At 39.9% G+C, this 24,329-nt stretch carries 15 protein-coding genes; 12 read left to right on the top strand and 3 right to left on the bottom strand.

The features are described 5' to 3' along the window. Positions 1-9 precede the first annotated feature (9 nt). The 10 genes from ACSZOX_RS19290 to ACSZOX_RS19245 all read left to right on the top strand — a co-directional run bounded on the left by ACSZOX_RS19290 (position 10) and on the right by ACSZOX_RS19245 (position 17,923). Positions 10-1,989 (top strand): RagB/SusD family nutrient uptake outer membrane protein, encoded by a 1,980-nt coding sequence (locus tag ACSZOX_RS19290; RefSeq protein ID WP_437921826.1) that lies wholly within the window; start codon positions 10-12, stop codon positions 1,987-1,989. Positions 1,990-2,007: 18 nt separating this feature from the next. Further along, on the top strand, positions 2,008-2,904 hold the full coding sequence (locus ACSZOX_RS19285; RefSeq protein ID WP_437921825.1) for a BT_3044 domain-containing protein: 897 nt from the start codon (positions 2,008-2,010) through the stop codon (positions 2,902-2,904). A 346-nt stretch (positions 2,905-3,250) separates the two neighbouring features. Beyond that, the gene (locus ACSZOX_RS19280) at positions 3,251-6,451 is read left to right on the top strand and encodes a SusC/RagA family TonB-linked outer membrane protein (RefSeq protein WP_437921824.1); all 3,201 of its coding nucleotides are present in this window, start codon (positions 3,251-3,253) and stop codon (positions 6,449-6,451) included. A gap of 12 nt (positions 6,452-6,463) precedes the next feature. Further along, a complete protein-coding gene (locus tag ACSZOX_RS19275) occupies positions 6,464-8,395 on the top strand; it encodes a RagB/SusD family nutrient uptake outer membrane protein (protein ID WP_437921823.1) in 1,932 nt (643 codons plus the stop codon). 28 nt (positions 8,396-8,423) lie between these two features. Next, complete coding sequence (locus tag ACSZOX_RS19270) at positions 8,424-9,620, top strand: DUF4959 domain-containing protein (protein ID WP_437921822.1); 1,197 nt, start codon at positions 8,424-8,426, stop codon at positions 9,618-9,620. A gap of 31 nt (positions 9,621-9,651) precedes the next feature. Next, positions 9,652-10,887 (top strand): DUF4998 domain-containing protein, encoded by a 1,236-nt coding sequence (locus tag ACSZOX_RS19265; protein WP_437921821.1) that lies wholly within the window; start codon positions 9,652-9,654, stop codon positions 10,885-10,887. 13 nt (positions 10,888-10,900) lie between these two features. Next, positions 10,901-12,130 (top strand): hypothetical protein, encoded by a 1,230-nt coding sequence (locus ACSZOX_RS19260; RefSeq protein WP_437921820.1) that lies wholly within the window; start codon positions 10,901-10,903, stop codon positions 12,128-12,130. A gap of 193 nt (positions 12,131-12,323) precedes the next feature. Beyond that, positions 12,324-12,761: a DUF4488 domain-containing protein gene (locus ACSZOX_RS19255; protein WP_437921819.1), complete on the top strand. Its 438-nt coding sequence runs from the start codon at positions 12,324-12,326 to the stop codon at positions 12,759-12,761. A gap of 155 nt (positions 12,762-12,916) precedes the next feature. After that, entirely contained in the window at positions 12,917-14,680 is a 1,764-nt protein-coding gene (locus tag ACSZOX_RS19250; RefSeq protein ID WP_437921818.1) for a family 43 glycosylhydrolase, read from the top strand. A 45-nt stretch (positions 14,681-14,725) separates the two neighbouring features. After that, positions 14,726-17,923: a glycoside hydrolase family 2 TIM barrel-domain containing protein gene (locus tag ACSZOX_RS19245; protein WP_437921817.1), complete on the top strand. Its 3,198-nt coding sequence runs from the start codon at positions 14,726-14,728 to the stop codon at positions 17,921-17,923. Here ACSZOX_RS19245 and ACSZOX_RS19240 read toward each other — a convergent pair. Next, entirely contained in the window at positions 17,920-18,069 is a 150-nt protein-coding gene (locus ACSZOX_RS19240; protein ID WP_437921816.1) for a hypothetical protein, read from the bottom strand. The genes ACSZOX_RS19245 and ACSZOX_RS19240 overlap by 4 nt on opposite strands. A 39-nt stretch (positions 18,070-18,108) precedes the next feature. On the opposite strand from ACSZOX_RS19240, the gene ACSZOX_RS19235 reads away from it, so the two are divergent. Beyond that, complete coding sequence (locus ACSZOX_RS19235) at positions 18,109-18,762, top strand: HAD family hydrolase (RefSeq protein WP_437921815.1); 654 nt, start codon at positions 18,109-18,111, stop codon at positions 18,760-18,762. 119 nt (positions 18,763-18,881) lie between these two features. On the opposite strand, the gene ACSZOX_RS19230 is transcribed toward ACSZOX_RS19235, so the two are convergent. Then, on the bottom strand, positions 18,882-21,593 hold the full coding sequence (locus ACSZOX_RS19230; RefSeq protein ID WP_437921814.1) for a DUF5695 domain-containing protein: 2,712 nt from the start codon (positions 21,591-21,593) through the stop codon (positions 18,882-18,884). A gap of 303 nt (positions 21,594-21,896) precedes the next feature. Beyond that, positions 21,897-22,184: a DUF4286 family protein gene (locus ACSZOX_RS19225; protein ID WP_437921813.1), complete on the bottom strand. Its 288-nt coding sequence runs from the start codon at positions 22,182-22,184 to the stop codon at positions 21,897-21,899. A 249-nt stretch (positions 22,185-22,433) separates the two neighbouring features. Between ACSZOX_RS19225 and ACSZOX_RS19220 the strand changes: the two genes are divergently transcribed. Continuing rightward, on the top strand, positions 22,434-24,326 hold the full coding sequence (locus ACSZOX_RS19220; protein ID WP_437921812.1) for a prolyl oligopeptidase family serine peptidase: 1,893 nt from the start codon (positions 22,434-22,436) through the stop codon (positions 24,324-24,326). Positions 24,327-24,329: the final 3 nt, after the last annotated feature.

Genomic DNA, 24,329 nt, shown 5'->3' with positions numbered 1-24,329 from the left:
TTGAAAAAAATGAAGAAAATAACAAATATATTTTTGGGTATCTGTTTTATGGCCAGTTTTTTTATCCTTGATTCATGCAAAAAGGGGTATTTAAACGTTGACGAATACTTGTATGATTTTACCTCATTGGACAGCGTGTTTGCTGATCAGGATAAATTACTTACGTATATTAACGGCATAGCTTCTTATCTCCCTAATGAAGACCGTTTATGGACAAATGCTTGGGCACCTTTCCAGATAGCATCGGACGAGAATTTTATATCGTGGAACGATGATAGACATGCAGGGATGAAATTTTTATTGGGGGAGATTACACCGTATTTAGCTAATTCATATTACAATAATTACGGTACTTGGTATAAAGGTATTCGCAAGGCGAACACCGTAATTGCACGTATAGACGAAACCAAGAATATCAGTACCTCGACCAAAAGGGAATATCTTGGCGAAATGTATTTCTTTCGAGGATATTTTATGTATTTGCTTATACAGCAGTATGGCCCGGCAGTTATTCCTCCGGATGAAGTGTTGGACATAGATGCCACTGGAGAGGAGCTCTCCTTGGAAAGAAATACCTATGATGAATGTGTGAACTACATTATCGAAAATATGGAGTTAGCTTCTTCCTATCTGCCCAATACAAAGGATGCACTGTCGGATATTTATCGGCCGACATCCGGAGCTGCATTAGCTGTAATGTCCAGGGTTCTTTTGGTAGCAGCAAGTCCTATGTACAATGGTAACCCTTCATATTCAACATGGAAGCGAACCGATGGAACTAATTTTATTAACCAAACGAATGATAATACAAAGTGGGGCAAAGCAGCTGTGGCAGCAAAAAGGATCATTCAAAATGGGCAATACGAATTATATACATATCCCAGAAGTACGGATACAGAAGCACTGGCAAGCAATGTGCCGACGGATCAATACCCAAATGGAGCAGGTGGAATAGATCCTTATCGTTCGTACAAGTATTCGTTTATAGGAGAGGTTCCTGCAACGAGTAACTCGGAGATAATATGGTGCACGAATCAGAGTCCGACGACAACAGATTCTCCACTATGGATTTCTTCTCTGGCTCTTCACGGAGGAGGAAACGGGCTCAACATTACCCAAGATCTCGTAGATGCGTATAAAATGAAAGACGGGCGGGATATCAACAATTCCAGTACGGAATATCCTTATCCTGGAGCGAATGATGTGTATCAAACAATAGGTTCTACAAAAGTTCACTCTGATGTTCAAATTGCGTCAAATGCCGCTAGAATGTATGATAACCGAGAGCCACGATTTTATGCCACAATAGGCTTTTGTCATTCTTATTTTAAAGGAACGACTTATACAGGCTCTGAGACAACTTATAAGAATGTAGAAATAACATATTATTCCAATGGAAATGGAGCACCTACGACAAATTATCCAAATGATTACAACCATACGGGGTATACTTGTATAAAATATAATCATCACACGGACAATCTGAGAGGAAGTGCTCTGAGTAAGGTTTTTCCTATTTTTCGATATGCAGAGATATTATTGAACTATGCGGAAGCACTCAACGAATTAAATGGGACTTATTTTGACGAAAGTACAGGAATTACAGTACAACGAGATTTAGAAGAAATTGCCAACGCAGTGAATAGGGTTCGTTACAGAGCTGGGCTTCCTGGGATGTCGTCCGAAGAGCTGACAAGCCAATCAAGTGTTCGAGAAGCCATAAAAAGGGAGAGAAAAGTTGAATTTGCGTTAGAAGGCAGGCGCTATCACGATTTAAGAAGATGGTTGGATGCTCCCGATGCTTTCGGTACGCCAATAGTAGGAATGAATATAAAGGCTTCCAGTAGTCAACGCAGTTCTTTTTATACGAGGACAATCATCAATAACGTACTAACCGATAGGGAATGGGCTTTCAAACTATACTTTTGGCCATTGCCGAAAAACGTTTTGGATAAAAATTCCAAATTGGTACAAAATCCTAGTTGGTAACTTTTTAAGAGAAATAAAATGAGAAATTATATTTTTTTGACGACGGCAATATTTCTGATGTTGTTTAACGCTTGCAACGAAGAAAACCCATTGGATGTGGAACAGTATATGAAGCAAGTTTATATTGTAGGTGCAAACCAATCCAATAACGAAGGTTTGCTAACAGTAGATGTTCCTTATGTCGCCACTGCTGATGAAGAGGCTGAAACATATATTTCTTTAGCTGTCGGCGGTAGTCAATATATTGATCGTGATATAATGGTGAATGTAGAAGAGGCAGGTAGTTCGGCGGTAGATCAGTACAATTTTATGTATTTGTATAAAGATGACGATATCCAATATCGGATGTTGGGTGCTTCCTACTATAGAATTCCATCCAAGTCTGTAACGATTAAATCTAATAACATCTATGCTCGTATGCCCATCTATGTTAAAACTTACAGTTTTGAGCGGGATTCTTTGCTTGCACTAACCTTCAAAATAACCGATGTATCTGATCCCGATTATGTGAAAATCCGAGAAACGGATACTGTTTTAATGTTTTCTGTGGCAATGTATAATAGTTATTCAGGCGATTATACCATGACTGGATCATATTATCAGTATGGCAAATCAACTGCAGTAGATACGGTAAGTGTCGTTACCTTAAGAGAACTTGAAGCTACAAGCTACAATTCGGTACGCTTATTTCACTTAGCGAATACAGAAAGTATAGCGAATGCAGCTGAATATGGGATCAAGATTGTCATTAATTCTGATAATACTTTGACTTTGCAACCTTGGGGAAATCTTGCGTTAACTGATGGAGGAGGGGGGTATGATCCTACGAATAAAAAATTTACATTTTGGTATAATTATACGGTAAGTGGAGTTGTTTATCAGTTTAAAGGAAATCTTGTTATGGACGGCGTCTAGGTAATTTTTTTAGTCTGTATATACTTTATTTTTTTTAAGCTTGGTTCATCTGTAAATTATTATTTAAGATAGAACCAAGCTTTATTTGTTTGGAACTTTTGTTGTTCTCAATGTTTTTTTATTAGTTGATTTATTTCACTGGTATTAGTGTTTTGAAAAAAAGTTAAAATCCGGTTATCATTGACTAAAATCAGATTTATTAACTCCAAAATCAGTTTTTTACGATCTAAGTGAGCCTATTTCCCCCCCCCTTTTTGACCAAATCCCCCCTAAACTATTCGACTTATACTGCCGATAATTGAGGATACAAAATTATCTACGTATTACTAACCAAATTTAATTTATAATGAAAAGATACAAACTGCTTAGGCAAAGATCAGGTATACTTCTATGCTTTGTATTGATGTGTCATTTTGCTATTGCGCAAAATATACGTGTATCAGGGATAGTTTCCAGTGGAAATAAAGCCTTAGAAGGAGTTTCAATTGGTGTGTTAGGTGGGCAAGCTCGATCTGTTACCGATGTCAACGGTTCTTATTCAATTGATGCTGCTGCTAGCGCGACTTTGGTATTCAGCAATGTCGGTTACGTGCGAAAAGAAGTTGCTTTAGCTGGGAAACAAGCTAATTCTGCAGGTGTTATTACCTTGAATGTGGAATTAGAAGAAGATCAGAGTGTTATCGAGGACGTCGTGGTGACAGGATTCGGCCAACGCGAAAAAAGGGCATCTGTTGTAGGTGCGGTAACAAGCATCGATCCTAAAGAATTAAAAGGGCCAACAAGTAACTTAACGACGATGTTGGCTGGTCGTGTGGCAGGTATGATCGCTTTTCAGCGTAGTGGCGAGCCTGGTTCAGATAATGCTAACTTTTTTATTCGCGGCTTGGGAACATTCGGAAGTGGAAAACAAGATCCATTAATTTTAATAGATAACGTTGAATCTACTCAAAATGACATGGCTCGTCTTCAGCCAGATGATATAGCTAATTTTTCAGTATTAAAAGATGCTAATTCGGTGGCAATGTATGGCGCTCGTGGCGCTAATGGGGTTGTTCTTATCACTACGAAATTAGGAAAAGAAGGATCAACAAAATTTGATTTTCGCTCGGAGAACAATATCTCGACCAATACCCGAAGCTTCAAATTCGCGGATAATATTACTTATATGGAAATGGCAAATGAGGCTTATTTAACGCGGCCTGTTGATGGAGCCTCTGCACAAGGGTTGCCTTATTGGCAAAGTAAAATCGACCATACGAAAGCTGGCGATAATCCGCTCCTCTATCCAAATAATAATTGGATAGATCAATTAATTAAAGATTATACTTGGAATCAACGTAATAATTTGAGTATTGCGGGAGGAGGAGCCAAAGCTCGTTACTATTTAGCAGGAACATACAACATTGACAATGGTATTTTGAAGGTTAATGGTACGAATAATTTTAACAATAATATCAAACTGAAAAATTATTCGGTACGATCAAATGTAGATATCAATTTTACGCCAACTACCATAGGTATTGTTCGTGTTTATGCGCAGTTTGATGATTATACAGGTCCTATTGGTGGCTACGACGAAGATGGAAATAGACTTAACGGTGGAGCAATGACTTTTAGACGTGCTATTTGGTCTAATCCTGTTGCTTTTCCAGCTGTTTATCCAGCAGAATATCTCCCGTACATGAACCATCCTCTTTTTGGAAATGCCTTAAATAGAAATGGAAGCCTTTATGTAAATCCTTATGCGGAAATGGTCCGTGGTTATCAAGAATACAATACCTCGACCATTATGCCACAGATTGAGTTGCGCCAAGACCTAAGTTCTGTAGTTCCAGGGTTGAATGTAACAGCAATGACCTATCTCAAAAGATATGCTTATTTTGAGGTAAGTAGACGGTATAATCCTTTTTATTATACATCTTCCGTAGACCCCTCTGGTGGATTGATGCTCAGTGTTATGAATGATGGAGGATTAGGTTCAGTAGGAACGGTGGGTACAGAGTATTTAGATTATAGCGAATCAGGAAAAGAAGTAAATTCTATGTTTTATGCACATGGTATCGTCAACTACAACAGGATTTTCGGAAAACATAATATTGGAGGTACGCTTATTGGATTGATACAGAATTCATTAAGTGGTAATGCAGGAAGTCTGCAATTGTCGCTCCCTTCTCGTAATATTGGCCTTTCCGGACGCGCGACTTATAATTTTGATGATAGATATGTTGCTGAATTTAATTTTGGATACAATGGCTCAGAGCGTTTCGCAAAAAATAAGCGGATGGGATTTTTTCCCTCTTTCGGACTTTCATACAATTTGCATAATGAATCATTCTTTGAACCTTTATTGGGTGTCGTAAATAATTTAAAATTGAGAGCCACACACGGTTATGCTGGAAATGATCAAATTGGCGAATCAAGTGAGCGTTTTTTCTACTTATCCGAGGTAAACATGAATAGTACGAGTTTAGCATTCGGAGAGCTTGGAGGTTATTCTCGACCAACAGTTGCAATTACTAGGTATGCGAATGAAGATATTACTTGGGAGCGGTCGCAACAAACCAATATTGGTTTAGATTTGGGTCTGTTTAATGCGTTGGAACTTAATATTGATGTTTACAAGCAGGTACGAAGTAATATTTTAACCGACCGGTCCTATATTCCAGCTACAATGGGTTTACGTGCGGATATCGTGGCTAATACGAATAAGGCTCAAAGTAAAGGGATCGACGTTACATTGAATTACAATAAATCGTTTATGAATGGTTGGTATTTACAAGGGAGGGGTACCTTTACTTATGCTGTAAGTAAACGTCTTATTGTAGATGAGCCAGCATATGCCGAATCATCTCGATATACTGTGGGGACATCTGCTTCACAGGAGTTCGGATATATTGCGGAGCGACTTTTTGTAGATGATCAGGAAGTTCTAAACTCACCTACGCAATTTGGTACTCCAGGTGCAGATTATTTGGGCGGTGATATTAAGTATAGAGATTTAAACGGCGATGGACAAATTACAGATTTAGATCGTGTAGCGCTTGGATACCCGACGACTCCAGAAATTATTTATGGCTTTGGTGGAACCGTCGGAAATAAAGGAATTGATTTTAGTTTTTATTTTCAAGGCTCGGCCCGATCTTCCTTCTTCATCAATCCTGAAAATATTTCTCCGTTTTACTTGAATGGAGGTAACCAAAATGGTTTGTTACAAGTTATCGCAGACAGTTACTGGAGTGAAGATAACCGTGACCTGTATGCTCTTTGGCCTAGATTAAGTGAAGGGGTAATCTCGAATAATAATAGACAATCTACCTGGTGGATGCGTAACGGAGCTTTCCTTAGATTGAAAACTGTGGAATTGGGTTACACATTTAAACCTAGTATCATGGAAAGAATAAAGGCTAAAAACTTTAGGATATACGCCAATGGAATGAATCTCTTTGCGATTAGCAAGTTTAAAATGTGGGATGTGGAAATGGGGGGTAAAGGAATTGGTTATCCTATTCAAGCGAGCTACAATCTGGGTATTCAACTTAGTTTTTAAAATCTAAATACGATGAAAATGAAATTATATAAAATGAAACGATTTGTAATCTATTTCTTGATGATCGTATCGTCTCTCGGAATTGGCTCTTGTGCAGATTATATCGACGTTGTGCCAGATAATGTCGCGACAATTGATAATGCTTTTTCGTTAAGAAATGAAGCGGAGAAATTTTTGTTTACCTGTTATGCGTGGTTGCCCAATAATGCGGATGCCCAGACAAATACGGGTTTTCTGGCAGGTGATGAGGTCTGGATTCCGGTAGCACAGCGCGAAATATATCCAGCTTACAATTGGCAAATTGCTAGAGGGGGGCAAAATGTTAACGGACCTTTGGTGAATACTTGGGAAGATGGCTATTGGACGGCTATCCGTGATTGCAACATATTTCTTGAAAATGTATCAGACTTAAATAAAGTGCCTGACTTGTCGACAGATGAGCGTTCTCGTTGGCTTGGTGAAGTGATGTTCTTAAAAGCATACTATCACTATTTACTTTTTAGGCAATATGGGCCAATCCCACTCATTAGAGAAAACATAGATCTTGATGCAAGCGAGGAAGAGGTTCGTGTTGTGCAGAGGCCTGTGGACGAAGTGGTGGACTATTTGGTTGGTTTATTAGATTCTGCAGCTAGCAAATCTGTCCCCTCATTGATAACTGATCAAGCCTCTGAATTGGGACGTATTACCAAACCTATTATTTATGCCGTGAAAGCAGAAATTTTGTTGACAGCAGCAAGCCCATTGTTTAATGGCAATACGGACTATGCTGCCGTGAAAAACTCGCAGGGAGAGTCGCTATTCAATTCCTCTGTTGATGCCACCAAATGGACAAGAGCTGCTGACGCTGCAAAGCAGGCCGTTGAATCGGCAGAAGCTGCTGGTTTTTATCTGAACACATTTAATAAAAATGAGTATGGTCAATTTACGTTATCTGACTCGACCGCGACGGTACTCGGACTTGAATTGGGATTCAATGAACGTTGGGCCTCGGAACATATTTGGGCAAATCCAAACCATACGGCTTGGAATATACAGCGAGATGCTATGGCGAGATTATCGTCTGATGCTACGGTTAGTGATGCTCGCTCACATTTATGTGCTCCTCTAAAAGTAGCGGAGATGTTTTATACGCAAAATGGTGTTCCCATTACTGAGGATAAAACCTTGAATTTTAATAATAAATATACGTTAAGAACAGCAACCAATGCCGAACGCTTTTATATCCAAGAAGGATATACGACGGCTCGATTAAATTTTGACAGAGAGCCTCGGTTTTATGCTTTTTTAGGATTTGATGGCGGTGTTTGGTTTAAATTTGATACGCCAAGTTTGACAGATGAAGATACCTACGTTTTGCAAGGTAAATTGAATCAGCAAGGAGGTGCTAATACCTATGGCTGGATTAATGAAAGCGGTTATTTCTTGAAAAAATTGGTGAATTGGGAACAGGCTTTTGCCAGTAGCGGGGTGAGTTATCAAAGTTACCCATGGCCTAATATCCGCCTTAGCGATGTTTACTTAATGTATGCTGAAGCACTGAATGAATCCTCTGGTCCTTCGACAGAAGTATATACTTATTTGGATAAAATTAGGGAAAGAGCTGGGTTAAAGGGGATCTTAGAGTCGTGGACAAGCTATTCTAATAACCCTAGCAAGCCTACAACGAAAGATGGACTTCGTGAGATTATTCAACGTGAGCGTATGATTGAGTTGGCTTTCGAGGGAAAACGTTTTTGGGATTTACGGCGTTGGAAATTGGCGGTGAATTACTTTAACCAAAATATTACCGGATGGAGTGTAAGTCAAGAAGAAACAAACGATTACTATCAGTTACGTACGATCTATTCACAAACTTTCGTCTCCCCAAGAGATTATTTTTGGCCGATATCGGAAAGTGAACTTACGGTAAATCCTGCGTTAGTACAATCTTTAGGCTGGTAATTGAAGTTAACTTTTAATTTAAAAAATTATGAAAAAATCATATTATATTCCAAATATACTTTTCCTTTTGTTTTTACTACTGACAAGTTGTGCGGAAGAATTTAATCAGGCATCGGTATTAAATTCTACACCTCCCGGGCAAGTCTCAAATGTTCGGGTGGAGAATCTTCCTGGTTCTGCAAAGATTACGTACTCTCTACCGAAGGATCAAGATCTTTTATATGTAAAAGCGGTGTATACACTGGCTTCGGGAAGAGAGATGGAAGTAAAGTCTTCTTATTATAACAATTCTCTCACTGTTGAAGGTTTTGCGGACGAGAAACCTTATGTTATCAGTTTATATTCGGTTAATCGTAGCGAAGTTAGTTCTGAAGCAGTAGATGTTACAATCGAGCCATTAGAAAACCCTATTTGGGAAACCTTTCGGAGCTTAGAGGCTATTGCTGCTTTTGGAGGAATTCGAATTACAGCTGAAAATGACAATGAAAAAGATGTAACGATTATGGTAATGAAGGATTCATTGGGAGAATGGGTGCCATCCTTGGATAATATCTATACATCGGCGAAACAGATAAGTCGCACTATACGTGGATTGGATACGATTCCTCAGGAGTTTGCAATCACGGTAAGAGATAAGTATCTAAATTATACAGATACGCTAGTGACTACTATTACTCCTCTATATGAAACTGTTTTACCGAAATCACGTTACAGTGCTGTCGTTCTACCTACGGATGTAGGACAAGGGTATACCTCAACTGGATTGGCAAAGATGTGGGATGGTGATATTTTCTATTGGCCAAATATTTCCATGACTGATGCTAGTGTGACCAATGCACAATGGGTTACGTTCGATACTGGTGTTTTGGCAAAAATGAGCAGGATTGTTATTTGGGATTACCCCGAGTATACCAACAGTGGACGTATTTACTACTATGGTGGAAATTTGAGGTTTTTTGAAGTTTGGGGATCAAACAATCCGCCCGCTGATGGCAGCTGGGATAACTGGCATCTATTAGGCAGTTTTGAAAGTGTTAAATCTTCGGGATTACCAGTTGGAGAACAGTCAGACGAAGACTACCAGTTGGCTTATTCTGGCTTAAGTTATGACTTTGATGTCGCGGCATCTAAAGCCCGATATCTTCGGATAAAGTCTATACGTAATTGGGCAGGTTCAACCTTCATGGCCATTTCTGAAGTTCAAGTATATGGGGATCCTCGTTAAGGTAATTTTGTATAAATAAAAAAAAGAAATTATGGATAAGCATTTAATTAAGAGACTCTTTCGCATAATAGTGCCCTGTCTTGTTGTATATTGTTTAGTGAGCTGTTCAAAAAGTGACGATTATAAAAAATATTTAGAAGGAGGAGAGATTACCTATACAGGAAAGATTGATTCCGTTACCGTATATTCTGGAAAGGAAAGAGTTTATGTGACAGGACTTTTTTTGGCAGACCCGAAAATAGAAAAATTACGTGTTTATTGGGGGAATCGAACTGATTCTGTTGATGTCGCGATACAGCGTACAGAGAATGTAGATACTTTAAAATTGATTATTCCGGTAGAAGAAGGTGTTCACAATTTTGAGTTTGTCACTTTTGACGGTTTAGGCAATAAATCGTTGACCGTATATAAGACAGGAGTTTCGTACGGCGCCCGCTACTCCTCTGGATTAATTAATCGGCCTGTATCGAATTCTTATATTTCTGAAGGAGACGAGGGATGGATAGAATGGGGTGGGATGGATTTGACTAGCGGCGTTATTGCAACGGAGGTGTCTTATACCGATGAAAATGCGGCAGAGCATAGGTTCTTGGTGCCTATTGATTCGACAGCTTCTTTATTGCCGGAAGATTATGTTATTGGCGAAAGTGTAAAATACCGAACACTTTTTCGTCCTGACACATTATCTATAGATACTTTTTACACGGAGTACACCGAATTGAATTTTACGAGATATGTTACAGCTTTGTACCTCACTAATACTACAGCTCCTTTTGCTACTTCTGCATCTACAGGAGTTCGTTGGGCTACTCCTGCCAACTGGGTGACGAATAGTGCTGTTAAAAACTATTTGTCAAATGGAGTCTACTATGGTGGTGTGGATTTAAACCAAAATAGCAGATTGACAATGGAATCAGGATGGAACAGTACCAATCTTCTCTCCTTCACAAACGGGAAAATCTACCAAACGACCATACTCCCTGCCGGTAACTATGAGTATGAAGTCGATATTGATGATGCATCAAGCAGTGGATCATTTTATATTGTTGTAGCTAAAGGGACAAGTATTCCAAATATAGAAAGTCTATCTTCTGAGGCATTTAAATATCTAAGTTTTGTGAATCGCACGGGCACATTGAGTCTATCTTTCGAATTGACAGAAGAAACAGAACTTTCTTTTGGTTTTGTAGGATCACTTGTTGGTACTGGCAGCACGGGACAATATTGGAAAGCTAATAGTGTAAAACTTAAATACCTTGCACAATAATAAATCGTAAGATATGAAGAGAGCAATTTTTGTATTTCTAGGTGTAGCGGTAATCTTGTTAACAAGCTGCTCAAAAGACAGCGTACCGTTAAACGATACCGTTGTTGTCGAAGAGACCGATATAGCCTTACCTACATTGGCCGTTGTGACCTATGCAGATGTCACTACAACCAGTGCAAAAATTACTGGACTTGTTACTGAAAAAGGAGGTGCATTAGTTAATAGTAGAGGGATTTGCTGGAGCAAATCCCCAAATCCAACAATTGAAGACGCTGCGTTGGAGGCCACGTCGGTAAAGGGCTCAGGAGAATTTAGTGTTCAACTCAGTAATCTAAATGCATCTACCGACTACTACTTGCGAGCTTATGCAAAAAACAAAGGCGGCATTGCATATAGTGAAGAAATTATTCTCCGGACAGCTGATGTTCAGACCGTTGAATTTGCAAATGCACCAATGTTTATCATAGGTTCATCTCGTGCTTCCTACGACGTTGAGGTTCTAAGTAGCGGTGGAGGTGAGATCACAGAGTTAGGTGTATGTTGGGGAGAATCGGAGCATCCTACTGTTGATGATGGAAAAGTTGTCCACAGCTCCGCAGGAATCGGTAAGTTTAGAGTGAGTTTTGATGGGCTAACCGAACGAACAAACTACTATCTCAGAGCCTACGCTATTAATGAAACTGGTGTCAATTATGGTGAATCAATTTCGTTTCGCACTATTGGAAAAGGAAATGTAACCTATACTTTTAATAAGGTTGATAACCCAACAGCTGATCAGCTTGCCGCCTATGCTCGTTTGCAAGTTGCAATTGATAGTGCAGTATGGTATGCTAATAACTATACCTCAGCGACCAAACATGTTTGGCTGAACTATGATACGGGGGTAGCAACTGCGGATGCCAATAATGAAGGATGGATGCGTTTTGGGGCTAGTTCTACATATCAAAACATACGGACAATGTTGCATGAAATGAATCATACCTTTGGAACAGGTACCACGAGTTGGTGGTGGAATGATGCTATTTCTAATGGTACTTATCAGTTGACGAATGCTACGCAGATGGTTAAATATATTGATGGAAGTGATGCCGCGATAAACGGCGACAGTCAGCATTGGTGGCCTTATGGATTAAACCAAAATTCGGAAGTAAGCTCTAGCTGGGATTACGTTTATAATTGTCTTATTATCGAAGCAATGAGAAAGGATGGTATGACTTCGCATAGTGGAGCCCACTTACCTTAACAGCAATCGCCAAGGACAAAAGACTTAATTGAATAGAATAACCTTAAAAATTTGACAGATTGTTAGCCTTGTTACTGGACGGATTTGCAATAAAATAGTTTCGCAAAATCGTTTTCAAAAGGCTCCTGTATAGTGTGTACTACTCCATAGCAATATGGAGTAGTTCGTTTAACAACTATTTAAAGTTAACTTTATGATACGTATATATAGTACCCTATTATTCATTACTGTAGCCCTATTTTTTTGTTCCTCAAATATTGCTACTTTACCGTCAAAAAAAAATAAAGATCGTTTTATCGGAATATGGGAGCTTGTGGCTGTTGAAAATGCAACGGGAGAGGAATTCCCTATTCTTCCTGGACAATTGAAGATTTTTGCAAAGGATCGAACGTATCGCTTTCTATCCATTGGTTCGCAAGGTACATCAATCAGACAAGAGGGAACATTTAAAGTCCATTCAGATACGTTGTATAGTGAAGAAATTGAATTTGCAACAAATCCTATCTTACTTAATCTGTCTTCCAAAATCTCTTATGTTTTTCGGACAGAAGATACCTTGTTTATTACAGGTGAGGTGAATGGAGCAGTCTTTCGTGAAAAATGGGCTAGAGTGAAGATGCCATCTCGATAACTAATCGATTGTAATCAATACGTGACATGTTTATCGCCTTATTCTCAATATCCCCAACTTTTTTGCTGAAAATGCCCCCTTTTTAACTTCTTTTATCCAATAAATTTGTAAGTAACATATATTTATTCATGATATCGATAACAATTTAATTTTTTATGAAGCGACTCCTTTATTCTGTTTTTCTTTTTGCCATGTGTTTTTCGAGTTATGCGCAGCAATATTCCAACGACAATTACCGGCTCGTGTGGTCAGATGAATTCGATCAAGAGGGGCTACCTCAGGAATCGAATTGGAATTTTGAAGAAGGCTTTATGCGGAATCGTGAAGATCAGTGGTATCAAAAAGATAACGCTTATTGTAAGAATGGTCTGTTAGTTATTGAAGCGCGCAAAGAGCAGTCAAAGAGAAGCAATCCCACATTCGAACAGGGAAGTAAAGACTGGATTAAGTCTCGTAAGGAAATAAAATATACATCGTCGTCTTTGAATACCTTAAACAAAAAAACATGGAAATACGGTCGGTTTGAGATAAAAGCAAAAATTCCTATCGGGTCTGGATTATGGCCTGCATTTTGGACCTTGGGTGTGGACGGTGAATGGCCTTCGAATGGAGAAATTGATATCATGGAATACTATCAGGGGAATATCTTGGCTAACATCGCTTCTGGCACAAAAGACCGTTGGACGGCCAATTGGAGCAGCGCAAAGAAGTCTGTCAAAGAACTTGGCGGAAAGGCTTGGGCAAAAGAATTTCATACCTGGAGAATGGATTGGGATGAAAATGAAATCGCGTTGTATGTAGACGATAGTTTGATGAATAGGAAGAGCATAAAGGACCTTCAAAATAAAGACGGTAGTGGCTTGAACCCCTTTCAACAACCCCACTACCTGTTGTTAAATTTTGCGCTTGGTGGAATTAACGGAGGAAAGATTGATGATAGCCTGCTACCTGCAAAGTATGAAATTGATTACGTCCGCGTCTACCAAAAAGAAGAGCACTTGCCAGAGGAGTTGGCACAATTTACGCCTGGAGAGCTGTGGAATGATCAATATGGCCAGCATATCAACGCACATGGAGGTGGAATTATTTATCATGAAGGAACTTACTATTGGTACGGCGAAAAGCGAGGTGGAAAAACTTCGTTGGGAGTAAATGTTTACTCCTCTAAAGACCTTTACAATTGGACATTTGAGACTTTAGCATTTTCACCGTCTGACGATCCAGATAGTGACATTGCTTGGGGATGTTTGATGGAACGACCTAAGGTGATTTACAATGCAAACACGAAAAAATTTGTCCTTTGGTTTCACCTTGAGCTTAAGGGGCAGGGGTATGCTGCTGCGCGTGCAGCTGTTGCGGTAAGTGATAGCCCAACCGGTCCGTTTACTTATGTACGAAGTTTTAGACCGAACAATAATATGTCCCGAGATATGGGGCTATTTGTAGACGACGACGGTAGTGCTTATCATATTTATTCTTCCGACGAAAATTATGCCTTACGCTTGACCCGTTTGACAGACGATTATCAAAATCCAACTACGGAAGATAAATTACTGTTTCGTAATCATCGAGAAGCGCCAGCATTATTTAAGCACAATAATAAATATTACCTCTTTACCAGTGGCTGTACAGGCTGGGCTCCTAATAGAGCTGAATTACATGTGGCTGATCAACTTTTTGGACCTTGGAAATCTTTAGGTGATCCTATGCGAGGCCCACATGCAAATATTACATTCGACGCGCAATCTACCTATGTCTTACCTGTTGAAGGTAGGAAAGACGCCTTTATTTTTATGGCAGACCGTTGGAACCCAGAAAACTTAGCTGATAGCCGTTATATTTGGCTACCTATTTCCATCAACAATGACGGAATTTCTGTCTCTTGGATAGATCGCTGGACATTACAGACATTCAATTAGGCATCAAATAACACTAACATTATATAACGATTACTTGTTAAGCTCATGAACTTATCTTTTAAGATTAGCATTGCCATTACGCTCTCTTTACTATTATTTGGTCACATCTCCTTTGCACAATCCAGTATCATGCTGAAAGGTACTGGCGTGAATAGAAACGAGGAACCTGCCATCGAACGAGCAGGAGTGCCTTGGTTGGATGAAACCATTGTGGAAGAGAATCGCTTGCCCATGCATGCTAGTTATTTTGTCTATGAAAACAAACAGCTGGCAGAGGAAGGAGACTGGAAGAAATCCAAAAATTACCAGAGCTTGAATGGAGCATGGAAATTTAAATGGGTAGAAGCTCCTGCCGACCTGCCTCAGGATTTTGAAACTTTGGCACATGATGATAGCCAGTGGCCGACTTTTCAAGTACCTGGTAACTGGGAACTCAATGGCTTTGGTTTCCCCATGTATACCACGTCGGGTTTTGAATTTACATATTTGATCGGAAGGCCAAATCCCCCGCTTGTACCCATGCGGTTCAACCCGACTGCAGTATATAGGCGAGAGGTGAATATCGACGAAAATTGGAAAGATCGACAGATTCATCTCCATATAGGCGCAGCTAAGTCTAACCTCTCAGTGTGGGTAAATGGTAAATATGTGGGATATGGAGAAGATAGTAAATTACCTTCGGAATTTGATATTACGCCCTATTTAACGAAAGGTAAAAATCTGATTGTTTTACGTGTGATGCGTTGGGGGGTAGCTAATTACCTTGAAGATCAAGATATGTGGCGATTAAGTGGGATTACACGCGACTGTTATTTGGTGGCTCGTCAGCCATCTCATATTACCGATATCGCTATCTCACCAGAATTGGATACCAGTTTTGGGGTAGGAACCCTACATACTAAACTGTATCTAAATCAGAAACCTGTTCAAAAATTAACGGCAGAAATAGCGTTGCTTAAAGATGGTACCCTTATTGGAAAAGAGGCGATTCTTTTGGATAAAGGAGGAGAGATCGTTTCGAAAATTGCAGTAAAACATCCTCAGCTTTGGACTGCCGAAACTCCAAATCTGTATCAGGTCATAACGACGGTTACAGATGCACAAGGAGAGACTGTTGAGGTCATACCGCAACGGGTTGGATTTAGAAAAGTCGAGATAAAAAATGGACAATTTTTGGTAAATGGACAGCCAATTTTAATCAAAGGTGTTAACCGGCATGAAACAGATCCTAAAACTGGACATGTAATTAGCCGGGAAGCTATGATTAAAGATATACAGCTGATGAAACAATTTAATATTAATTCTGTTCGAAGTAGTCATTATCCCAATGCTGAACTTTGGCTAGACTTATGTGATGAATATGGATTATATGTTATTGATGAGGCGAATATCGAGTCGCATGGTATGGGATATGATCTATCGTGGACAATGGCGAATAGACCTACATGGGAGAAAGCGCATGTTTCAAGGGTAGAGCGTATGATGGATAGGGATAAAAACCATGCTAGTATCATAACTTGGAGCATGGGTAATGAAGCTGGGAATGGATATAATTTCTACAGGGCTTACGTACGTATGAAAGAGAAAGACACAACGAGACCAGTGCAATACGAACGTGCCGTGGTAAATTACGGCGAAATGCGTTTTGATTGGAATACGGATATGGTTGTTCCCATGTATGCTACGCCAGGAGCGATGAAGAATTATGCGAAGAACAATCCTAAGCCTGCGCGTCCTTTTATCCAATGTGAGTATGCACATGCCATGGGGAATTCATTGGGGAATTTTAAGGACTATTGGGATATCATTCGGGAAAATAAGGGCGTATTTCAAGGGGGATACATTTGGGATTTTGTCGATCAGTGTTTTCAACGTGTAAACGAAAAAGGAGATACTGTTTATACCTACGGGGGCGATTACGAACCTAAAGAAGCAATAACGGATTGGAATTACGCATCAAAGGGTATATTTTATGCAAATCGTACCCCTTATCCGCACGCCTGGGAGATGAAGAAAGTGTATCAAGATATTCATAGCTCGTTGGTAGGAAAAGAAGGAATTAAAATATATAATGAACGTTTCTTTACTGATCTGAGTAACGTCAAAGCCGAATTTGAGGTTGTGGTAAATGGGGTAAGCGTACATAAATCCTCCGTAGATAAGATCGATGTTGGCCCTCAACAGACTGCAGTTCTACCTTTTTCCTATGACAGCCAACAACAAGGTGAGGCCTTTTTAAATATTACGTATCGTTTAAAAAATGCGGAGCCTTTGATGCCGGCAAACCATATTTTAGCGACTGAGCAGCTATATCTAGGTGGTAGTTACAGATCTTCTGTGCCAAATAAAACTGTGCCTGCGGGAGCTATTGATATCGAAGATGATGGCGCTAAAATCCATGTAAAAGGAAAGGATTTAATCGTGGTTTTCGACCGAGAAAATGGATGGTTGGAAAAATATAGATACAAAGGAACGGATTTGATGGAGCCTGCACATTCTTTTAAAGCTAACTTTTGGCGTGCACCGAACGACAATGACTTTGGTGCGAATACACCGGAGAAGTTGAAAGCATGGAAGGCCGTTACGCAAAAGACGATCGTTAAGTCCATCGACTCGAAGGTGAGCGATAGAGTTGCGTATATCAAAGTGATACATGAGCTGCCGGAAGTGTTTGCAACCTTACAAATGGATTATGCGATCAATAGTGCAGGTGATATTTCAGTGTCTGAGTATTTACAGGTAGACAGCGGGAAGCAAGTGGAAGTATTGCCTCGTTTTGGTATGCAATGGATATTTCCTGCTGGTTTCGAAAATATACAATATTATGGGCGTGGACCGCACGAAAACTACCAAGATAGAAATTTTAGTGCACATGTAGGACTCTATAGACAGTCGGTTGATGAACAGTATTTTCCTTATGTAATGCCACAAGAAACGGGCTATAAAACAGATATCCGCTTTTGGAAATTAACGGATAAAAAAGGTCGAGGAATTACAGTTGCAGCAGATTCTCTGTTTAGTGCAAGTGCGCTTCATTTCTTCGATGAGGATCTGGATGATGGTGCTAAGCGAAGACAGCGGCATGCAGCCGATTTGTTGAAACGTAAACAAACACAATTTAATATTGATCTGAAGCAGATGGGCGTTGGCGGCATCAATAGCTGGGGGGCTTGGCCGATGAAAGAATACCTCATGCCTTATGGCGATTACAGGTTTTCTTTTACCATTCGTCCGACATATTAGTATGCATTTCGTGTCTGCTGACGTGTATAGTGTTCAATGATGAAAAGTGGAAACCGGGAATTTGGTATTGTTCTTCCAGTTCCCGGTTCTACAGTATTTAGAACTCCCGACTCAAGCATATATTCTGAAAAATATGGATCTTTCATTCCTGTGATAACCAGTTTATTTTGGTTATCATTGCTGCTATGAATGATGTCAAAAATATCCTATTCGATCTAGATGGTACGTTAACGGATCCCGCAGAAGGAATTACAAAATGCATTGCTTATGCATTAGATTCTTTTGGCATTGAAACGCTGGATCTGCATAGCCTAAGAGCCCATATAGGCCCCCCTTTAAAAGACACATTTATGGAGGTTTACAGTTTCGATGAAGAAACCGCGTTGCAAGCGGTAGCGAAGTATAGAGAACGTTTTTCTACCGTTGGACTTTATGAAAATCTTTTGTTTGATGGGGTGCCATCATTTTTGGAAGAGTTGAAATCCAAGGGCTACGGAATTTTTTTAGCGACATCCAAGCCGGAGATATTTGCAAAGGAAATCATTCGTTATTTTGAGCTAACGTCTTTTTTTGATTTTATTGGAGGGTCAGCGTTAGATGATTCCCGTCCGACAAAGGCTGATGTTATTCGTCATGTTATGGAAGGGGCTTCGCTTGCTAAGGCTGATCATTGTGTGATGATTGGTGATCGTAAACACGATATTTTAGGCGCTAAAACATGGGGGATGTCTTCTATTGGCGTACTTTATGGTTACGGTGATTTGGAAGAATTGAGAATTGCAGGTGCAGATTATATCGTCGAGGACATCCCTGGACTTCGGAATATTTTCGTATGCTGAGGTAATGTTTATCTCCTAAGTGTTTGGTTGATTGTAAATAACGGAGCAAAAAAAGCGCGCCTTCCTAGAAAGCACGCTTGGAAATTTAAACTAGAAAATAAATAATAACGATAACGCTATTAAATTTTGCGGATTAATTTTACGGTCTTGATTGTGCGTGGTATCACATACCGACCTTGTTCATCTTTATTCATGTCTTTTACATGATAGCCACTTTCTTCGGATATATTCAGTAATACATTAGGTGTAAAGTCCGCACAACTTAGTGTTAATTCTACTTCTTTAGCTTTTGGATCATATTGTAAAGATTCTATTTCACCAGCATCTGTGGTAATCCATAATTTTTCTTCAGCTAGAAACACGCGACCTCTTGATGAAGTCGTCAGGTTTACTTTTATCAGGCCTTGCTTTTCTTCTAAATTACCACTGAACGAAAGCCATCCAAATTCTGGGTGACGGATGATATAGGTTCCTGAATTTACTGCGTAACCGTAAAATCCTGTGCCATAATCGCCTGAAATACCATCGTTCGCTAATGTAGAAGGGTAAGAATGAAATGCACCAGGTGCAAAACCATCTTCTGTAACGTTTGCCAATGCTCCCATCATTCCAGCATGCCCCACGCGTAAGAGGTAAAAATCATCAGGATGATCACGGTACTCCGTTAATACAGGAATGGCGTTTAAAGCAGATCCGTAGTGGTGAATTTGTCGTTCAATACGCGCCAGTTTTCCTCCATATACGAAATCCCAGTAGCGACGAGCACTTCCATTATAGCCCCAATGTGGAACTGTCGGTGCGTATGCTAGAATGGCGTTGAGGGTAACTTTAGCTTTGTCGTCAAAACCAAAGTATCTAGACCATACATATACTTCCTCTTGTCCTGTCGAGTCCCATGGCATCTCACTTCCAAAAGGATAGTTGAGCGATTTCCAGTGTAAGGCACGCTCCTTCATGACGGTTTCTAATTGCTGTGCGGCCTGTGTTACCCCTTCTTTTTTTAGATCCATTAGAATCAGGAGAAATACACTGCCTTCCATCTGACCAAATTGAGCATAATGGGGAGCCTTTTCTACCATGGCGATGGCTGTTTGAAAAGCTCGGTCTAAGTACGTTTGCCAACCTTCTTCTGTAACAAGCTGGTTCTGGTTTCTTGCCAGACGATAAAGTACCCAATGTGCTGCCGCAACGTGTGGATAGTTGTAAGACCTACCAATATTATCGGCTTCTTTCTTCGGCCATGCAGCCCACGTTTTATAATTTATAGCATCACTGTATGTGCCCTTGGGCATGGAATCCGGTTCATAATAAAACAAACTTTTTACAACAGCATACTTATTTTTGCCTTCTTTGTGTTGGATATGTCCAAACATGGTTTCGTTAGCGAAACGCTTTAGTTTGTTGATCTCGGTAGGATCTGGCTGTAATAATTGTTTCATGATAGCAGCAAGCCAACTAGCAGCCCCAGCTTCATCGCTTAGACCGGCAAACCAAGCATTTTGATGTTGTGTGACCGGTGACTTTGTTTCGTAGTCGTAGGTTATGACGGATGGGGACCGACCAAATGGATCGTTGGGATTTTCATACCATTGTGTGGTTGTAAGGAAATGGCCCAAGTCTTTGACAACTTCTTTTTCTGGTTTGATGACTTTATACTGTATGGTTTGGAGCAGTCCATCTTCATAAGTGATTTGTAGTCTCGCTCTTCCCCAAGTATTTCCTTTTACAGTATAGCTAGCCCATTTTCCTTTCGTTGTCGCTCCAGGCTCGAGCGTTAAGGCTCCAGTTGGATATACTTCGATGTTTTTTACCTTCTTGTGATACTTCAAAAACAATTTTGCAGGGTTGTCTACGCTCACGAGGTAGCCTGGTGCACCAACAGCTACAGGTCTATTTTGATGGACAAGTTCTTCTTCTATTTGTTTTATGCTAGGGGCTAAAACGAATCGTAAGGCAAAGCTTTTAGTCTCCCCTGGTTTTAAGATAGTTGATGTGGGGGTATTCCACTGCTCTACACCCTTCCAGTCTGTTTCCGCATAAGCTTTAGAATGGATCAACCATTCATGGAAGCCTTCGAAGGTTATACTGCGAGGAGTAGGGTCATTATTCAATGGGTTGTAAGCCTCAAATGCCGCATTTTCTGCTGGCAGAACTAAAAGGCTAGGGCCGTTTCCATGTAGTCTATTTACTTGCAAATAACCCGCGTCTTTACCAATATAAGGATCAAAAAATACGTTGTCAGCGTGCGCACTGTCTAAGCTTTTCCAGTCCATATTGTTGTTAAAGATCATCGGAATACCCAATGCACCGATTTCAAAAGATTTCTTCGTGACGTTTTTGATACTGAAGCGTAGGTAAAGATTTCCATTGTGATTTTCCCAAGAACGAGAAACCTGTAAAGGGATGTCTCCGAGTGTTGCACTGATGTCGGCTGCAGCAAGCACCTTACCTGAAGCTTTTAGTGGTTTTACGGACTCCCGAACCCTTGCTGAAGAGTAGGCTGTCCAAGAGTTCTCGCCTATGGGGCGGATAGAAAGATTGATGTCTCCCAGATGGTAAAATTTGTTACGGTCGCGTTTTGTTAACAGTTCGTCTGGGGTGTAATCAAAACGCTCATCGCTCGTCAATTTTAGTGAAGAGAGGGTTTGGGAAGATTTTAAAATGCCCACGTTCAATTGGGAAAGTTTAAAGTTGCTACTTCCCTGCTCTACACCGAGTGTGGCGGGCTGTTTCTGTACTTGCTCCCAAAATGGATTTTGGGCATAGACTGCTGTGGTCACCGATGCTTGCAACAGAAGCAATACCAAAGGAACTTTAAAAGCTTTATGCATATGATCTATACTTGTATGTTTTCTTTAGGATTAACTTATGGAAAGTTAGCTGGTTTTTAGATAACTTTCATACTAAACAAAAGTAATAGGTTTAGATTAGCTTTTCTTGTCGGATATTGGCTTTCAATCTTCGGAAATTAACCACTGTGTTCTTTTGAGCAAAGTAAACGAAAAGCATTCATCATACGATTCAAAATATTCTCTCTCTTCACAATATCGACAACTTTATGAAACCCGAAGCACTTTTTACCTGACTAACAGGGTAAATCTTTCTGTTTAATTATGATATAAGGAGGTTCAGTTTTAGAGTGAAATATACTTCATTTTGCTGTCGAAGATAAAGGCTTTTTCGGAATGGTTTAGGGCAATGTGGTTTTGAATGTCAGCAAGCACATCTTCCTGGAAAGACAAGATGCTATCTTCTTCTTGCACCGTCAATTGTAGACAATAGGTCGTGCCTTCGTGTGGAGAATCCAACATTTTTAAAAATTTGACATCGTAAGAGCTTGTGCGCAGTTTATGCTGTAGCCATACCAATAAGGGATCATGGCTGCTATCTTCAACGATGATGGATATGTTGTATAAAATCATGCACAAACCTAAGTAAATTCAATTTTATATGCAAAATGAGCCAATTAGTTGCTTATATCGATATCCTTCGTTAGGTTTTTCTTAAGGACTATTAGGCGGGTATAACGGATAATAGTAGCGACTTTAAGTGAGGAGACAAACGTTCTTGTTACTTTGCAAATCACGAAATTACAACTGTAAAAATAAGGTTGCATATAAGGTATATTCTCAAAAAAATGCCAATATTTGAAATTGGAATAAGATTGGAATATGTTTAGAGTTTTGCTTTGGTGTTTTGTTGTGTGCCTATTTATGGGGCTGATGTCGTGCGGAAAGCAACAGGATGTGAATAAGCTGATACCTATTGAAGATTTTTTTATTAAGCCCGAGAAGAGCAATTTTAGACTTTCTCCTGATGGAAAGAAGATTGCTTACTTAGGGGTTGACGATCATTGTCGCAATATTTTTGTGCTTGATCTTCAGGATAAAAGTAAGTCTAAGCAATTGACTTATCAATCGGATATGAATGTGCAATATTTCTTTTGGGCATCCGACTCCGCAATCGTGTATGCAAATAGTCATTCGCCTGGAGATAGCCTACGTGTTTTTGCTATTTCTATCCGGACAGAGAAGTCAATAGCTTTGTTACCTCCGAAAAAAGCCAAGTTGCGGTGGTTGAACCCTCAAACGTTGTATGGTAATTACTTGCTTGCTTCGCTGAATGATCGTGATTCGACTGTTTTTGATCTTTATCGGATTTTTTTAGATGGGACAGCTCCTCAGCTTGTGTCCCAAAATCCAGGTAACGTGTCGAATTGGTTTCCCTCTCCGGATGGTAAAGTACGGCTGGCAGTGACCAGTGATAGCGTACAAGAAAGTATTCTATATCGGGCTGATGAGTCTTCAACATTCAATCGTGTCACAATAACAGATTATCAAACGCTGATTCAACCTTTGGGCTTTGTGAAAAATGCAACCAACCTGGTGTATGCCTTGTCTAATCATGAACGGGACAAGTTGGCTTTGGTGGAATATGATATATCCACGGGAAAGGAGGAGCGTTTGTTGTACAGTAACAGCCAAGTGGACATCGAGCCTTTTGGCTATTCGGATAATTTACGGGAGATGGTATTTAGCCAGTATACGCTAGATCGCCCAGAGAAGCTTTTTTTTAACAAAGATTTTCAACATGATTTCGAAAAGCTCTCGGCGCTGTTTAAAGATCAGTCTATCGATATCTTAGATACGGATACCAGTCTTCATCAGTGGATAGTGAAGATTTATACGGATGTAAATGCGGGAGGGGTGTACCATTATGATGCAGTAAAGGGGAAAACGAATCTATTGTCTGATATTAACCCTAATCTCTCCACTTATACGTTGTCTCACAAGGAGCCCATCAACTTTCAAAGTAGAGATGGCTTAACGCTTCATGGTTATCTCACCTATCCACAGGGAAAGACTCGGGAGGAATTACCTGTTGTTGTTTTGGTACACGATGGACCTAATCGCAGGGAAACTGCCGATTTTGATGCTGAGGTTCAGTTTTTAGCGAATAGAGGATACCTCGTTTTTCAACTCAACTACAGAGGTTCGGCAGGGTATGGTAAGAAATTCTGGGCTGCAGGTTTCAAGGAATGGGGAGGTAAAATCCAAAGTGATATTATTGATGGGGTGACATGGTTGATTCATCAAGGTATTGTTGATAAAAAGAGAGTAGCAATCATGGGGACAGGTTTTGGTGGATACTCAGCATTACATGCCGCAACGTATAATTCGTCTTTTTATCGATGTGCGATATCCATGTCTGGGTATACTAACTTGTTTACCTATTTCAAGGAAATTCCACCTCACCAAAAACAATATGTGCGTCTTTTTTATAATATTATCGGTAATCCGAATAAAGAATACGAACTGTTTAAAGCAATATCGCCGGTATTCCATGCCGATCGCGTGAAAATTCCCGTATTGTTTGCGCAAGGAGGAAGCGATCGGTATAGCTCGTTGACTGACGCGAATCAGTTTGTTCAAAAACTGAAAAACAATAACGTCCCAATTAAGTATATATATAGGGAGGACGAGGGACGACGTTTTAAGAGCGAAGAAAATATAGTGAGTTATTACCAAGAAGTAGAAGCCTTTTTACAAAAGTACCTGCAATAAATT

This window comes from Sphingobacterium sp. LRF_L2, assembly GCF_965644235.1.
GTDB lineage: Bacteria > Bacteroidota > Bacteroidia > Sphingobacteriales > Sphingobacteriaceae > Sphingobacterium.
This window is presented reverse-complemented; position numbering and strand designations above follow the sequence as displayed.